Raw genomic sequence first — 15,170 nt, forward strand, 5'->3', positions numbered from 1 at the left:
ATCTAAAATTTCCTACTGTCTATCATATATGAAAAAGAGGCTGATCCAAAATCAGGTGCCTTCTATATGAAGACACCTGAATGAACCAGCCTTTTAAGCAAATGATTTAAAGTTTTGGCCCCAAATTTCGTTCATTTTGTGAACCGTAATGAATGCTTTCTCATCGGTGGATTTAATGTAGGATTTCAATTGGGAGAATTCCTTGCGTCCAACAATGGTGGTGATGACCTCTTTTTGATCATCCGAGAAAGCACCTTTGGCTGAATGCACGGTAGCTCCTTTTTCAAGGTCTAAGACGATGAACTCCTTGATTTCTTCACTATGCTCACTAATGATCACCACTTCTTTGTTCTCATTGAAAAACTGAAGGGTGCGATCAATCATCATCCCTTTTAACAGCAGTCCAAAGAAGGCATACAATCCAATTTGGAGTCCAAAGAACCACGTTGACGCAATGACAATGAGAATGTCGGAAGCGAGAACCGCCCGGCCAAGGTCAAGACCTGTGAACCTATGGATGATTTTTGCCAGCACCCCGGTTCCACCTGCGGACGCTTCCTGATTAAAGATCAGAGCAACTCCGATGGCTCCTATGAGCGTCCCGATTACAATCTGAATGAGAACATCATGGCCGATGGGGTTTTGGAGGGGATGAAACACCTCTAACCCCCAAACCATTCCGCTGAGTGTAAGACTTGCGAATACGGATTTAACACCAAAACTCGGACCGAGCAATACCAAACCGAGAATGAATAAAATCATATCAAGTGTAAACATGATAACTCCGACAGGTAAGTCTATGAATTGCGCCAACACGATGCCTGCTCCGCTCGTACCACCTGTGCCGACTTTATTTGGTGACAAGAAAAAATGTATATTCAGTGCAATTAAAAAAGCACCAAGGCTTATATTTAATAAGGATTGAACTTGTTTCATCATGCAGCAAGCTCCTTTTTAGTAACGGTAGTTTGAAAAACAATCAACCCGATTATAAAGAGTGAAGAACAGGATGTAAATGATAAATTTCCATGTAAGCATTTACTTATAAAAGTTTTTATAATGGATGTTTTCTGACTATTTATAAGGCGGAATTTGATGAGAAAAAGATGTTGACTTTTTTGGGTCACCTCATTAATATTTAAATAGGTTAAATATTAATTGATTGAAATGAAGTGGAGGAATAAAGTGAACTCTGAACATATCCAGCATTCATATATAGATCGCTTGTTTGCCGCTTTTCAGGTTTCGAATCGGCATATTCAGCAAGAGATGTCCTCTCAATTAAAAGACATGAATCTGACCGTGCCACAGTTTTATATCCTGTATCTCTTGTCTGCATCAGAACGTATCAAGTCAACGGAATTAGCGGAAAAGTTAGAAGTTAAGCCGAGTGCTATCACAGTAATGATCGACCGTTTGCTGAAACATAACCTCGTTGTCAGGGAGAGAGATGAGAATGACAGGAGAATTGTAAATTTAATGCTTTCATCTGAGGGGCGAGAGGTTTATGAGAAAGCGAAGGACATGAGAAGGAAAGTCTTCTCACGTTACCTAGCATATCTTGATGAAGAAGATGTCGATCAGCTTGTATCGATTTACGAAAAGCTGGCTGCAGCTGTAGAGAACATTTCAGAAGAATAAGGAGAGAACAATAATGACAGTACAACAACCAGGGATCAATAGACGCTTAGTTCTGACCGGTTTGATTATCGGTATGTTCTTTAGTGCCCTTGAACAAACGGTAGTCGGGACAGCTATGCCGACAATCATCGCTGAACTGAACGGATTTTCCATCTTTGCATGGGTAACCACAGCTTATTTAATTACGTCCACGACAGTTACACCGATCGTTGGGAAATTATCGGATTTATATGGAAGACGTTTATTGTATTTAATCGGAGTCATCATTTTTATTATCGGATCTGGCCTTTGTGCCACAGCTAGTTCCATGGAGCAACTCGTTCTCTATCGTGGACTGCAAGGGATTGGCGGAGGAATGATTATGCCACTGTCCCAAACCATCATTGGGGATATCTTCACAGCTGAGCAGCGTGCCAAGTGGCAAGGTGTGTTCGGGGCGTTATTCGGTTTAAGCTCTGTCATCGGACCCTTCATTGGCGGCTTTATCGTTGATACAATCAGCTGGCATTGGATTTTCTTAATTAATGTACCATTTGGATTACTATCGGCACTTCTATTATTCGTTGGTCTGAAGTATGAAAATGTAGGTCGCCCGACAGATAAGGTAAGCATCGACTACTTAGGGATCATCACCCTTATTCCGGCATTGGTCTTATTATTGATTGGCTTGAATTTCGGTGGGGACAAATTCGATTGGGCTTCAGGAACAAGCTTTATGCTTTTTGGTGGATCGATTGCCTTACTGCTATTGTTTGGTTTTATTGAAAACAAAGCGAAAGAACCGATTCTTGATTTAAGCCTGTTTAAAAATAGAGTATTTGCTACAACCAATGCCTTAGGTTTCCTATTGGGATTGGGGATGTTCGGTGCGATCATGTTTGTGCCGATGTTCATGCAGGGGATCCTCGGGGTTACGCCAACTCAAGCTGGATCAACCATGACGCCGATGATGATCGCCTTAATCACAGCAAGTATTATTGGCGGTAGATTATTGCTAAGATTGCAATATCGTACCGTACTTACGTCAGGAATGCTGATTACGGTTGTAGGATTCTTCTTGATGAGTACCATGGGCCCAACCTCCAAGGAATATACAGCATATTTGTATATGATTGTAATGGGATTCGGAATGGGTCTCGTGATGCCGACACTCATGATTGCGGTTCAGAATGAATTCCCAAAATCAAGACTAGGGGCTGTCACCTCATCGGCTACCTTCTTCCGCTCAATCGGAGGGACGATTGGGATAACCATATTGAACGCTGTCATGAATCAATCTCTTCAAGACAATATGAAAGAAGTGGCCGCAGGGCAACAAAATCCTGCTGCAGGTCAGATTCTTACGGATCTAAGTGAAAAAACGGATGCATTGTTCGGATTGCTAGTAACGCCAGGTTTACTGGCAGTTCCGAAAGAAATTGGGAGCATCGTGATCACTTCCATTGAAACAGCATGGTCCGATGCATTTACTACCGTCTTCTTAACAGGTTTGATCTTCATTGCAATCGGTGTAGGGGTAGCCTTATCCGTCGGGAATGGGAAGATTAAGCGGGATAAAGAATTGCAGCAAGAAGCGTCCAAAGAAGAACCGGCACTTGAACCGGCTACAGAATAAACAAAAAGCTTGCTTTGAATTGACTTCAAAGCAAGCTTTTTATTCCTATTTGGTTTTCCCCACCTCATACAAATGAAACTTCAGTCCGAATGGATCAGAAATCATTTCACTTCGCTCATGATAGATATGATCCACTTTACACCCGCTGTCTAAAAGCTTCTTTTTGCTCCTTTCAAAATCATCCACAGCAAACTCGAAATAAACCGTATTATGCTCACTGTTTTCAATAAAGAAATTCCGACCGTTAATCGTAAACATTGTTTCCTTTTCTCCGTGCGTCTCTTCTTTCATGCCGATAATGTTTGAATAAAATTGGATTGGCTCCATATAATGCTGCACGCCCACTGCCACATTATTAGTCAGTTGAAAGGAAGAACGGTTGTTTTGTTTCAGCTGAGGCACAAAGTCAGCAAAGTTGGAAGGTCTCCAGACGCTGCAATAGATGTAGAGAAAACGTTGCTTAGTTTAGTCGAAATAACATTATTTTCTATCGAATAGAGCTATTTCATAGCAGGTAACTCAATTCGATTACCCGTCGGCAGGAGAAGTTTCAAATAATCGAGTGGGTTATCAGAACAGTAGACCGGATAACGGCGAAATTTTCATTTTAACGGCTATATTTTGAATATAACGGCGAAATCTCATTTTTAACGGCGAAATTTAAAATATAACGGCGAAACCGTTCAATACTTCAAATGAACGCCACGGCTACTGTAGATTAATTATCTATATCCTCTTTTTAATTATTAAATTTTCTGAAAATATATTGACAATTTTCCACAGACACGTTATCTTTTGAGTAGTTAAATATAACACATATTTATACAAACGAATAAATAACGTTATATAAATATATTTTTATATAAGGACAGGGAGGCTGAAATATTGATTTTGCATGAGATTGAAACTGCCAGTCGATCGCAAATGGAACGCCTTCAACTAGAGAAACTGCAACATGTTGCATCCTATGTGTATGAACGAGTCCCTTTTTACCGGGAACAGTTTGACCTTAGAGGTCTGAAGCCTGGGGATGTAAAGTCTTTGGCAGACTTAAAAATGTTACCGCTTACATATAAAAAGGATCTTCGGGATCATTATCCGTTCGGACTGTTTGCGGTTAAACGGGAAGAAATGGTTAGGGTTCACGCTTCCTCCGGTACGAGCGGAAAGCCGACGGTTGTAGGTTATACCCAGAATGATATTGATATGTGGGGCGGAATCGTTGCCCGGGCGATTGCCATGGCCGGCGGAAAACCAGGGGACGTCCTCCATAATGCATACGGATATGGATTGTTTACAGGCGGATTGGGTATCCATTATGGAAGTGAGAAGCTCGGCATGATCACCGTGCCGGTATCGGGTGGAAACATGTCCAGGCAGATTACTTTATTGGAGGACTTTCAGCCGACGGTCATTTGCGGCACACCGTCATATGTTCTCAATTTAGCCGAGTCAATGGAAGCACAAGGGAAGGATCCCGCTTCACTTTCCTTGAGATATGGAATATTCGGAGCCGAGCCTTGGTCGGATTCGATGAGACAGACGTTGGAGGGGAAACTGGATATTAAGGCGTGCGACATTTATGGGTTGAGTGAAATCGTGGGCCCAGGGGTGGCGATGGAATGTCAGGAAGCACAGGATGGCCTTCATATTGCAGAGGACCATTTCCTGGTGGAAGTCATCCATCCCGATACATTGGAACCGCTGCCTGAGGGTGAAACCGGGGAGCTTGTGTTTACGAGCTTAACGAAGGAAGCCTTTCCAATCATCCGTTACAGAACCGGTGATATTGCTTCGATCCAGCATGGAACATGCTCATGTGGGCGAACAACGGTGAAGATGTCCCGGGTAAAAGGAAGAGTAGACGACATGCTCATCATCAGAGGAGTGAACGTATTTCCATCTGAAATGGAACACTTTCTATTGCAGGTGAATGAACTCGCTCCCCATTACCAGGTACATCTAAAGAAACAGGGAGCTCTGGACTTAGTAGAACTGCAGGTGGAAGTTACGGATGAATGCTTTAAAGGCATGTCTAACGATTTACACCACGAAAATATGCGTCAATTGGAGGAAAGAGTGAGAACCTTGATGAAAGATCGCTGTTACGTTTCCATGGCTGTGAAAGTACGAGGCCCGAAAGAGATCCCCCGTTCAGAAGGAAAAGCGATTCGGATTGTGGATTTAAGAGGAGAGGCCATGCTTCAATAATTTTTTTTGAGAAAATTAGTTATCACACGATTTATTGATCACGTATGAACAGTGTGATAAAGGAGGGACTACAATGAGTGACGTATTATCGAATCAGCAGTTAACTGAAGAAGAGCGGATGGCTCATTTCATGAAGAAAATCGAGAATGACGAAAAAATTGAGGCAGACGATTGGATGCCGGATGAATACCGGAATGCATTGATCAAGCTGATTTCCATGCATGGAATCAGTGAAATCATGGGGGCTCTTCCTGAGAAGGAATGGGTACCGAAAGCACCTACGCTCAGAAGAAAACTGGGGATTATGGCAAAGGTACAGGACGAGATGGGCCATGGGCAGCTTCTGCTTCGTGTAGCAGAAGATTTAATGAAGCCTTACGGAAAAACAAGAGAGCATATAATGCGAGATCTGTTTTCAGGAGATTTAAAGTTTCATAACGTCTTCCATATGGAAGCACCTACTTGGGGGGACGCCGGGCTAATCGGATGGCTTGTGGACGGAGCTGCTATCATCACTCAGACGAATATGTTGCATGCCTCATATGGACCATATGCCAGGGCGTTAAAGCGAATTTGTGCGGAAGAGGTCTTTCATGCCCAGCATGGTGAAGCCATCATTATGGCATTGACAGAAGGAACTCCTGATCAAAAGGCGTTAGTCCAGGATGCAGTAGATCGATGGTGGGAAGCACTCCTTATGTTCTTTGGACCAGGTGATGCGAAAACGACCGGTTCATCGAAACAGGATATCACGATCAAGTACAACATCCGAACGAAAACAAATGAACAGCTGCGCCAGGACTTCTTCACGAAATATGTCCCGAGAATGCTCTCATTAGGATTAACACTTCCGGATGACACGATGTACTTCGATGAAGAAAAAGACTTATGGATTTATAAGCAGCCTGATTGGAGCCGTTTTAAGGAAATCATTCGCAATAACGGGCCAAAATCCAAGGATCGCCTTCGATTAAGAGAACTATCTTACGACAACAATGCTTGGGTTCGTGAAGCGTTAAGCCCTAGTGACCAAGTGAGTTAGAAGGGAATGAAAATGGATGTCTGACAAGGGGAAGAATTTTTATCAGGAATTTGAAGTGTTTAGTAAAAGGTCAGACGGGGCACAGATGCAGCATCAATTCAGTCTGTTAGCTCCGAACCATGAGCTTGCCATGGTAATGGCTCAAGAGAATTTCATGAGAAGAGAGCCTGTTTCGGATATTTGGGTCGTAAAACGGTCAGACGTGCGAATGATGACACCAGAGGAAAGAGAAAGTGTTGCACGGCTTGATAATAAAGATTACCGAAATGCCAAAGGGTACGGCTATTTGAAAAAGAAATGGAGACAGTACGAACAGGAAATGCTCGATGAGAAAGAAATCATGTCATGGGGAGAGTTGGTGAAGAAGAAATGAAGGTGAAAAGTCCACAAGACATCCCAAATGCAGATTATAAGGAAGCCTTGCTGAGCCTGCTTTATCAATTGGCCGATGATGATTTCATCCTTGCTTATCGAGGATCTGAATGGCTAGGACTCGCTCCTCATATCGAAGAAGATGTTGCGTTTTCTTCCATTAATCAGGACACAATGGGACACGCCACGATGTTTTATCAGCTCCTGGAAGATTTGGGTGAGGGAGATCAGGACCATCTGGCTCATGGAAGGAAATCGTCAGAAAGAAGGAATGCCATTCTACTTGAAGAAGTGAATGGACCCGGTCATTACTTGAAAGAACCTCGCTATGATTGGGCATTTACGGTTGTACGGCATTATTTCTACAGCGTCGCCAAAAAGGTGCGGATTGACGCATTAAAGAATTCTTCCTATGAACCGCTTGCCGAAATGGCCGTCAAAATCAATACAGAATTATACTATCACCTGCTTCACTGGAAAACCTGGTTCATTCAACTGATGAATGCAGGTGGCGAAGCAAGAGACCGAATGAATAAGGCGATAGATCGGGTACTGGATGAATTTCATGGTGTTCTCACCCTGGGGCCAAATGGGAAAGAAATGTCTCTTATGGCTCTTATCGAAGGAGAAGAGAGCATGACGAAGCGCTGGGAGCTGGCCCTTCAACCGGTCTTCCAATCTATTCATCTCGTCTTTCCACCGAAGGTAAGTATGAAAAAGGGGAACGGACGCCTAGGGGAACATACCCCTGACTTAGATACGGCCCTCGCAACATTAAGCGAAGTTTATAACACAAATCCCGCAGCAAGCTGGTAAAGGATGAAGGAAATGACTGCAACGATTTTAGATGTTCTTCAAACTGTGAAAGACCCTGAAATTGATTCCATCAGTATTGTGGACTTAGGTATGGTCAATCGCATCCAATATCAAGAAGATGATCTTATGATTGAGCTTCTACCGACTTTTGTAGGCTGTCCTGCATTGGAGATTATTAGAGGAAACGTGGAGAAAGCCTGTATAGAAAAGCTTGGGATACAAAGGGTGAGGGTGAAGTTCGTCTATTCTCCGCCGTGGACATCGGATAGGTTGACCGAAAATGGACGTGAGAGACTAAAGGAATTTGGCATTGCGCCACCCCCTCGACACTTCTCCGGAGAAGAGGACTGGGAGATACTTTGCCCATACTGTGAGTCACCCTATACTTCCATGGAGAATCTATTCGGTCCGACCGCCTGCAGAAGCATTCTCTACTGCAAACAATGCCGGAATCCGTTTGAAGCTATGAAGCCGATATCGACGATGATGTAAAAAATCTATTAAACAATTGAAAATTAAAGGAGAGATTCCACTATGGTAAAACTAATTGCATTATACAAGCACCCTGAAAACAAAGAGAAATTCGATGAACACTACTTCAATACCCACGCTCCGATTACCTCAAAGATTCCAGGGCTTAAAAAGATGGATGTAACGAGAATCGTCGGTTCCCCAATGGGCGGCGAAGGCAAATATTATTTAATGTGCGAAATGTATTATGACAATCATGAATCATTGAAAGCAGCGATGAAATCCGATGAAGGAAAAGCATCAGGGAAGGACTTAATGGGATTTGCAGCTGAACTCGTCACTCTTATGATCGGCGAAGAAGTGAATGAGTAAAGAGTACGAATATATCGTAGTGAGCGAGAGGGACGGACTTGGTTTCATCGAATTGAATAGACCTAAAGTCCTGAACGCCATCAATCGTCCTATGGTATCTGAATTGGTTCATGCATTTGAGGCATTTGACCGGAACGAAAATGTAAAAGTCATCCTGTTATCCGGTAGGGGCAGAGCATTTGCTGCCGGAGCAGATATCGATGAAATGGCAGAGGACGGAGCGATTGATTTAGAGCTCTTGAATCAATTCACCGAATGGGATCGCCTTGCCTGGATTAAGAAGCCTATCATCGGCGCGGTCCAGGGGTTTGCGTTAGGTGGAGGTTTCGAGCTTGCCCTTTGTTGTGATCTTCTATTTGCGACGGAAGATGCGAGCTTCGGCTTTCCGGAAGTGAATCTTGGGGTGATGCCGGGAGCAGGTGGAACGCAAAGACTGACGAAGCTGATCGGAAAGTCACGTGCCATGGAGTGGCTGTTATCGGGAGACATATTTACAGCAAACCAAGCCCTCGGATGGGGTGTCATCAATCGGACGATTCCGAAAGAGGTATTAATAGAAGAAACAGAGAAATTTGCGAGAAAATTAGCTTCAAAACCTCCACTTTCCTTGCGATTAATCAAGGAATCAGTGCATAAAGCCGTAGATTCCTCGATTTATGAAGGGATGCAATATGAACGTAAGAACTTCTATCTTCTTTTTGCTTCTGAAGATCAGAAAGAAGGTATGAAGGCTTTCGTTGAAAAGCGGAAACCGGATTATAAAGGGAGATAAGGAGGCTTGTGCATGTTCGAAACGATTAAATATGAAGTGAAAAATAACGTTGCGTGGATTACATTGAATCGCCCGGATAAACTGAATGCTTTCATTCGTCAACTCAATCTGGAAATCCAAAAGGCTGTGAAGGACTCTTCTCGAAATGAAGAAGTGAGAGCCATCGTCATCACAGGTGAAGGAAGAGCTTTTTGCTCTGGCCAGGATTTAAGTGAAGTGGATGACTCCATGGACCATGGCGAAGTGCTCCGGAATAATTACGGACCGATGGTGAAAGAAATAGAGCAGTGTGAAAAGCCGGTCATTGCGGCCGTCAATGGTGTAGCGGCAGGAGCAGGATTCAGTCTGGCCCTCGCTTGTGATTTCAGGCTCGTGTCAGAGAAAGCAAGTTTTGTGCAAGCATTTGTCCATGTTGGATTAGTCCCGGATTCAGGGAACCTTTATTATTTATCAAAGATTGTCGGCTATGCAAAAGCGCTCGAGCTTGCGGTGTTTGGAGAGAAGATAAAGGCGATCGATGCAGAAAAACTGGGCCTTGTCACGAAAATTATTTCACTTGAAGAGTGGCAGGAAGAGACGGCTGCCTTTGCTGAAAGAATCGCCTCCGTGCCAACAAAGGCAATTGGTATGATGAAGCGCTTATTAAAGGGGAGCAGCGATCTATCCTTTAATGAATACTTAGAAAAGGAAGCCTGTGCCCAACGGATCGCAGGTCAGACAGAAGATCATCGCGAAGGGGTAACAGCTTTCATGGAAAAAAGAAGACCAGTCTTTCACGGAAAATAATTCAAACAAAAAGGAGATGGAGTTATGTCTACAGTAAAAGAGCAAAGCTTTGAAGTCCTTGAAATGAAAAGAGAGCATTATTCATTGGTGATCAACGGTCAGCGAATGGAAAGCGGTGGGGGAGAAACCTTTACGACCTACAACCCGGCAACAGGTGAAGCCATTGCTACCGTCTCACTTGCATCCGTAGAAGATGCTGAAAAAGCGGTAGAAGCAGCAAGGAATGCATTCGACTTCGGTAAATGGAAGAAGTTTCCGATCAATAAACGTTCCCGCGTGCTTAACAAAATTGCAGGCATTATGAGGTCCCGTTTCAATGAATTGGTTTCTCTTGAGATCATGGACAGCGGTAAATCGTTATCGGCTGCCCAAGGTCAAGTCATGCAAGCTATTGAAGACTTTGAATTTTATGCAGGAGCGATCGTGGGTCACCGTGGAACCGTTAATAACGTACCGGGCCAATTCACGAACGTAGCGGAGAAAGAGCCTGTTGGTGTATGTGCCCAGATCATTCCGTGGAATTATCCATTGATGATGGCAGCTTGGAAGATCGCCCCAGCGATTGCTGCAGGTTGTTCGGTTGTCGTAAAACCAGCTACGCTAACACCGCTGACTGCGATTGTTCTCGGTGAAATTTGTATCGAAGCAGGGGTTCCTGAAGGGGTTGTCAATATTATCCCAGGTGCAGGTTCATCTGTGGGGAATTACTTGGTAGAGCATAAAAAAGTTGATAAAGTAGCTTTCACAGGTTCTACCCCTATCGGTAAAAACATCATGGAAAAAGCTTCTCAAACGCTAAAAAGGGTCACGCTCGAATTAGGAGGGAAATCCCCTAACATCGTATTTGAAGATGCCGATGTGGATGCAGCGGTGGACGGTTCCTTGTTCGGAATCTTCTATAATACAGGGCAATCATGTGAAGCGCGCTCCAGATTATATGTACATGAAGATATCTACGATGAGTTCATGGATAAATTCGTGGAAAAGACGAAGAAGCTGAAACTTGCTGATCCACACGATAAAGGAACTCATATCGGGGCGATCATCAATCAAGATCAGCTGGATACGATCGACGGCTATGTTCAATCTGCTAAAGAAGAGGGTGCCACGATTCTTGCCGGGGGAAGTCAGGCAAAAGTAGAAGGCTTCGAAAAGGGATACTGGTATGAGCCGACCATCATTACGGATGTAAACCACGATATGAAGGTAGTGAAGGAAGAAATCTTCGGACCTGTTGTGGTCGTGATGAAGTTCAAGGATGAAAAAGAAGCGATCAAATTGGCCAATGATAGCGAATTCGGACTCGGATCGGCTGTATGGACTCAAAACCATGGTCGTGCGACAAGAGTATCGAAGGCGATTCAGGCAGGCATCGTGATGGTGAACTGTCCGTTCTCCGCTTTCCCAGGTACTCCATTCGGAGGCTATAAGCAATCAGGATTCGGCAGGGAACTTTGTGTTGAAACCCTTGATCTTTATACAGAAACGAAGAGTATTATTTCTTACTTTGGAAACCGTCCGTTAAATCCATTTGGAGTTTAAGTTGACATAATCAAGCAGGGGGTTGTCCTATCAGGGTCAACCCCTTATTGCAAGAAAGGGGAAAACATATATGACGCAGCATATCGTTGTCGTTGGTTCCGGTGTAATGGGAAGAGGGATTGCCTACGTAAGTGCAACAGGAGGATTCCGGACAACATTGGTGGATATTAAACAAGAGCAGCTGGATCATGCCAAGAATGAGATTGGCCTCATTTTTCAAAAGGGAATTGAAAGAAATAAGCTCACACAACAGCAGTACGTAGAAGCAAAGGAGCTTATGAGCTATTCAACGAATCTATCGATTGCCGTCCGGGATGCGGATGTGGTCATCGAAGCGGTTCCGGAAAAAACGGATATTAAGCGTGGGGTATTTGAAGTGCTAGATGCCCATGCTCCCCAATATTGCTATTTGGCAACGAACACCTCTACCATGAGTCCGACCGAAATTGGCTCCTTTACGAAACGACCTGACAAAGTGATCGCCATGCACTTTTTCAATCCTGTACATAAGATGCCCCTTGTTGAAATTGTGAAGGGGTTGGAGACAAGCGATGAAACCACCGAAGTCATTGGGCAGATTGCCAGGATGATGGGGAAAGAAACGGTTGTCATCAATGAGTTCCCCGGTTTTGTCACGAGTAGGATCAGCGCCCTCGTAGGAAACGAAGCTTTTTACATGTTACAGGAGGGTCTGGGCTCTGCTGAAGAAATCGACAAAGCGATTAAACTTGGACTCAACTACCCAATGGGTCCCTTTGAATTGGGAGATTTGGTCGGGTTGGATACACGATTGAATAACCTTAAATATCTTCACGAAAAGCTCGGTGAAAAATATCGCCCGGCACCTTTGTTGGAGAAATACGTAAAGGCTGGGCGACTGGGGAGAAAAACAGGTAAAGGTGTATATGACTATACGAAGCTAAAAGAAAAGGAGCATCAGTCATGAGAGAGGTTGTCATTGTCGATGCCGTCCGGACACCGATCGGGAAATACAAAGGCTCCTTGAAAGAGGTACGTCCGGATGACCTTGGTGCACATGTCATTAAAGCCTTAGTGGAACGGAATCCTCTTGTTCCCGTGGATACTATAGAGGAAGTAGTTCTAGGAAATGCAAACGGAGCCGGGGAGGACAACCGGAATGTAGCCCGGATGTCGACACTCCTTGCCGGTCTGCCAGTTGAAGTAGGAGCGACCACCATCAACAGGCTATGCGGTTCCGGTCTCGATGCCGTGAATTATGCAGCCAGGGCCATTTTAGCGGATGAAGGGGATGTCTTCATTGCAGGTGGCACCGAGAGCATGACGAGGGCTCCGTACGTTATGGCAAAGCCTTCAAAGGATTTCCCAAGGGGTAATATGGAAATGTTTGATACGACGATAGGATGGCGATTCGTCAATTCCCGTCTGAAGGAACAATACGGGACCGATTCTATGCCGGAAACAGCTGAAAACGTGGCAAAGCAGTTCGGTATATCGAGGGAAGAACAGGATCATTTTGCCTACTGGAGTCAAATGAAAGCAAAGCGCGCCATAGATGAAGACAGGTTTAAAGAAGAAATCGTTCCCGTCGAATTACGGGATCGCAAAGGGAATCTCTCTACATTCCAGATCGATGAACATCCAAGACCCGAAACGAACAATGAGAAATTGCAGAAGTTGAAGCCTTTATTCCAGGGAGGTACCGTGACGGCAGGAAATGCATCCGGTGTCAATGATGGTGCCTCGGCACTTATACTGATGAGCAGAGAGAAGGCGGAAGAGTTGGGCGTTACACCACTCGCCCGCTACGTCACTTCTGCGACTTCGGGACTTGAACCTTCTGTGATGGGTTTGGGGCCGATCTATGCGACGCAAAAGATATTAAAGCGAACAGGTCTTGCCCTTGAACAAATTGGCTTAGTGGAACTAAATGAAGCCTTTGCGGCACAGTCCATTGCCTGCATCCGTGAGCTTGGGCTGAATGAGGAAATCGTCAACGTCAATGGAGGAGCCATTGCCTTTGGTCACCCATTGGGTGCAAGTGGTGCCCGTATCCTTACCACCCTTTTATATGAAATGAAAAAAAGGAAGGTACGCTACGGACTGTCCACCATGTGCATCGGAGTGGGCCAGGGGATTGCCACGCTGGTGGAGAATATTGAATCTTAATAACCTGGGGCCCTGTTTTTGCAGGGCTCATTTGGTGATTAGAAAATATCTATTATAGAAAAGATAGAATTGAGGTGAGTAAAATGGAATTTGAAATCATAACAAGAGAAAGTGATTCTCCCTGTCTCGTAGTGGCTGATGAGGATAACGGCAGATTTATGGTTAGGAAGGCGGATACGAGCGGGGAAGTGTTTAACAGCCAGGAAGAGCTTGTGAATTGGATCGAGGTGAACTGGTCGCAGGAAATGTTCGTCAATACATATGCGTTTGTGAAGATGCTGGAGATGTTGAGGGTGTATCATTGAGGGTCAGGCTCATGAAGGGGAGCCTGCTCTTTTTTATTCTGCATTTAATACAGAGTCTATAAAACGAGAATATTCATTTATTTTCACGGATTGTTTATGATATTATATTAACTAAACGTAAAATTAACGTCATGAAAAAATGGGATAGTACAAAAGGAGAGCCAGCGATGAATACAAGATCAATGATCTTTACACTATATGGGGACTACATTCGACATTATGGAAATAAAATATGGATCGGTAGTTTGATTCGCCTCTTGAATGAATTTGGGCACAATGATCAAGCGGTTCGTGCAGCGATTTCACGAATGAATAAGCAAGGATGGGTCCAGGCAGAGAAACAAGGAAACAAAAGCTACTACTCCCTGACGGAACGGGGCGTGACGCGAATGGAAGAAGCAGCGAACAGAATCTTCAAGCTTAAGCCCGAACAATGGGACGGAAAATGGAGAATTCTCATGTACTCGATTCCTGAAGAAATCAGGAGCATCCGCGATGAACTGAGAAAAGAACTGGTTTGGAGCGGATTTGGTACCCTTTCAACGAGTACGTGGATTTCGCCCAACAATCTTGAAAAACAAGTACAATCCCTGATTGGAAAATATGATATTAAAGAATACGTTGATTTCTTCATTGCCGAATACAAAGGCCCGAATGAAAATCAGAGGTTGATTGAAAAAAGCTGGGACCTGAGCGAAATCAATGACCGGTATCAGGAGTTCATTTCTCAGTACAGTCAACAATATATGATAGATAAAAGCAAGATTGGAAAGGGACAGATGAGTGATGCCGAATGCTTCGTGGAAAGAACGAAACTGGTCCACGAATACCGGAAATTCCTCTTCGTTGATCCAGGATTGCCGGAAGAACTCCTCCCTGAGAAATGGCTCGGAGCACACGCAGCCTCCCTGTTCGGAGAATACTACAAAGAACTAGCAGAACCCGCTTCCCGCTTCTTCGAAAGTGTATTCGAAGACGGAAACGAACTGAAAAACAAAGACCTGAGCTATAACGTGATGACACATCCATTATTGCTAGATTGATCAAAACCACTTGCCGGTTTGGCAAGTGGTTTTT

At 44.2% G+C, this 15,170-nt stretch carries 17 protein-coding genes; 15 read left to right on the forward strand and 2 right to left on the reverse strand.

The window, feature by feature from the left end; translation table 11 throughout:
• Positions 1-93: 93 nt before the first annotated feature.
• Entirely contained in the window at positions 94-939 is an 846-nt protein-coding gene (locus tag FGG79_RS13235) for a YitT family protein (protein ID WP_138779091.1), read from the reverse strand.
• A gap of 246 nt (positions 940-1,185) precedes the next feature.
• Here FGG79_RS13235 and FGG79_RS13240 point away from each other — a divergent pair, with 246 nt between their 5' ends.
• Together FGG79_RS13240 and FGG79_RS13245 are read left to right on the forward strand one after the other, a co-directional pair.
• On the forward strand, positions 1,186-1,641 hold the full coding sequence (locus FGG79_RS13240; RefSeq protein ID WP_171050924.1) for a MarR family winged helix-turn-helix transcriptional regulator: 456 nt from the start codon (positions 1,186-1,188) through the stop codon (positions 1,639-1,641).
• Positions 1,642-1,654: 13 nt separating this feature from the next.
• Positions 1,655-3,256, forward strand: a complete 1,602-nt coding sequence (locus FGG79_RS13245; protein WP_138779095.1) for an MDR family MFS transporter — start codon at positions 1,655-1,657, stop codon at positions 3,254-3,256.
• 45 nt (positions 3,257-3,301) lie between these two features.
• Here FGG79_RS13245 and FGG79_RS13250 read toward each other — a convergent pair whose 3' ends face one another.
• Positions 3,302-3,595 carry a VOC family protein gene (locus FGG79_RS13250; RefSeq protein ID WP_171050925.1) on the reverse strand — a complete coding sequence of 98 codons (294 nt, stop codon included), beginning with the start codon at positions 3,593-3,595 and terminating at the stop codon, positions 3,302-3,304.
• A gap of 546 nt (positions 3,596-4,141) precedes the next feature.
• On the opposite strand from FGG79_RS13250, the gene FGG79_RS13255 reads away from it, so the two are divergent.
• The 13 genes from FGG79_RS13255 (at position 4,142) to paaX (ending at position 15,136) form a co-directional block, all read left to right on the forward strand.
• A complete protein-coding gene (locus FGG79_RS13255) occupies positions 4,142-5,467 on the forward strand; it encodes a phenylacetate--CoA ligase family protein (protein WP_138779099.1) in 1,326 nt (441 codons plus the stop codon).
• A 73-nt stretch (positions 5,468-5,540) separates the two neighbouring features.
• Positions 5,541-6,509: a 1,2-phenylacetyl-CoA epoxidase subunit PaaA gene (paaA, locus tag FGG79_RS13260; RefSeq protein ID WP_138779101.1), complete on the forward strand. Its 969-nt coding sequence runs from the start codon at positions 5,541-5,543 to the stop codon at positions 6,507-6,509.
• Between the two features lie 16 nt (positions 6,510-6,525).
• Positions 6,526-6,882, forward strand: a complete 357-nt coding sequence (paaB, locus tag FGG79_RS13265; protein WP_138779103.1) for a 1,2-phenylacetyl-CoA epoxidase subunit PaaB — start codon at positions 6,526-6,528, stop codon at positions 6,880-6,882.
• Positions 6,879-7,697 (forward strand): 1,2-phenylacetyl-CoA epoxidase subunit PaaC, encoded by an 819-nt coding sequence (paaC, locus tag FGG79_RS13270; RefSeq protein WP_138779776.1) that lies wholly within the window; start codon positions 6,879-6,881, stop codon positions 7,695-7,697. Before paaB ends, paaC begins: the two co-directional genes overlap by 4 nt.
• Positions 7,698-7,709: 12 nt before the next feature.
• On the forward strand, positions 7,710-8,189 hold the full coding sequence (paaD, locus tag FGG79_RS13275) for a 1,2-phenylacetyl-CoA epoxidase subunit PaaD (RefSeq protein ID WP_481747280.1): 480 nt from the start codon (positions 7,710-7,712) through the stop codon (positions 8,187-8,189).
• 42 nt (positions 8,190-8,231) lie between these two features.
• Positions 8,232-8,540 carry an EthD family reductase gene (locus FGG79_RS13280; protein WP_138779107.1) on the forward strand — a complete coding sequence of 103 codons (309 nt, stop codon included), beginning with the start codon at positions 8,232-8,234 and terminating at the stop codon, positions 8,538-8,540.
• Positions 8,533-9,312: an enoyl-CoA hydratase/isomerase family protein gene (locus FGG79_RS13285; protein ID WP_138779109.1), complete on the forward strand. Its 780-nt coding sequence runs from the start codon at positions 8,533-8,535 to the stop codon at positions 9,310-9,312. The genes FGG79_RS13280 and FGG79_RS13285 overlap by 8 nt, the downstream gene beginning before the upstream one ends.
• A 12-nt stretch (positions 9,313-9,324) precedes the next feature.
• Positions 9,325-10,098 carry an enoyl-CoA hydratase-related protein gene (locus FGG79_RS13290; protein WP_138779111.1) on the forward strand — a complete coding sequence of 258 codons (774 nt, stop codon included), beginning with the start codon at positions 9,325-9,327 and terminating at the stop codon, positions 10,096-10,098.
• 24 nt (positions 10,099-10,122) lie between these two features.
• Positions 10,123-11,640 (forward strand): aldehyde dehydrogenase family protein, encoded by a 1,518-nt coding sequence (locus tag FGG79_RS13295; protein WP_138779113.1) that lies wholly within the window; start codon positions 10,123-10,125, stop codon positions 11,638-11,640.
• A gap of 70 nt (positions 11,641-11,710) precedes the next feature.
• Positions 11,711-12,586 carry a 3-hydroxyacyl-CoA dehydrogenase gene (locus tag FGG79_RS13300; RefSeq protein WP_138779115.1) on the forward strand — a complete coding sequence of 292 codons (876 nt, stop codon included), beginning with the start codon at positions 11,711-11,713 and terminating at the stop codon, positions 12,584-12,586.
• Positions 12,583-13,788, forward strand: a complete 1,206-nt coding sequence (locus tag FGG79_RS13305) for a thiolase family protein (protein WP_138779117.1) — start codon at positions 12,583-12,585, stop codon at positions 13,786-13,788. The genes FGG79_RS13300 and FGG79_RS13305 overlap by 4 nt, the downstream gene beginning before the upstream one ends.
• A gap of 83 nt (positions 13,789-13,871) precedes the next feature.
• Positions 13,872-14,093 carry a hypothetical protein gene (locus tag FGG79_RS13310; protein WP_138779119.1) on the forward strand — a complete coding sequence of 74 codons (222 nt, stop codon included), beginning with the start codon at positions 13,872-13,874 and terminating at the stop codon, positions 14,091-14,093.
• A 167-nt stretch (positions 14,094-14,260) separates the two neighbouring features.
• On the forward strand, positions 14,261-15,136 hold the full coding sequence (gene paaX / locus FGG79_RS13315; RefSeq protein WP_138779120.1) for a phenylacetic acid degradation operon negative regulatory protein PaaX: 876 nt from the start codon (positions 14,261-14,263) through the stop codon (positions 15,134-15,136).
• The last annotated feature ends 34 nt before the right edge of the window (positions 15,137-15,170 follow it).

Origin of the sequence: Bacillus sp. BHET2 (genome assembly GCF_005938125.1) — a bacterium.
Taxonomy (GTDB): Bacteria; Bacillota; Bacilli; order Bacillales; family Bacillaceae_B; genus Rossellomorea.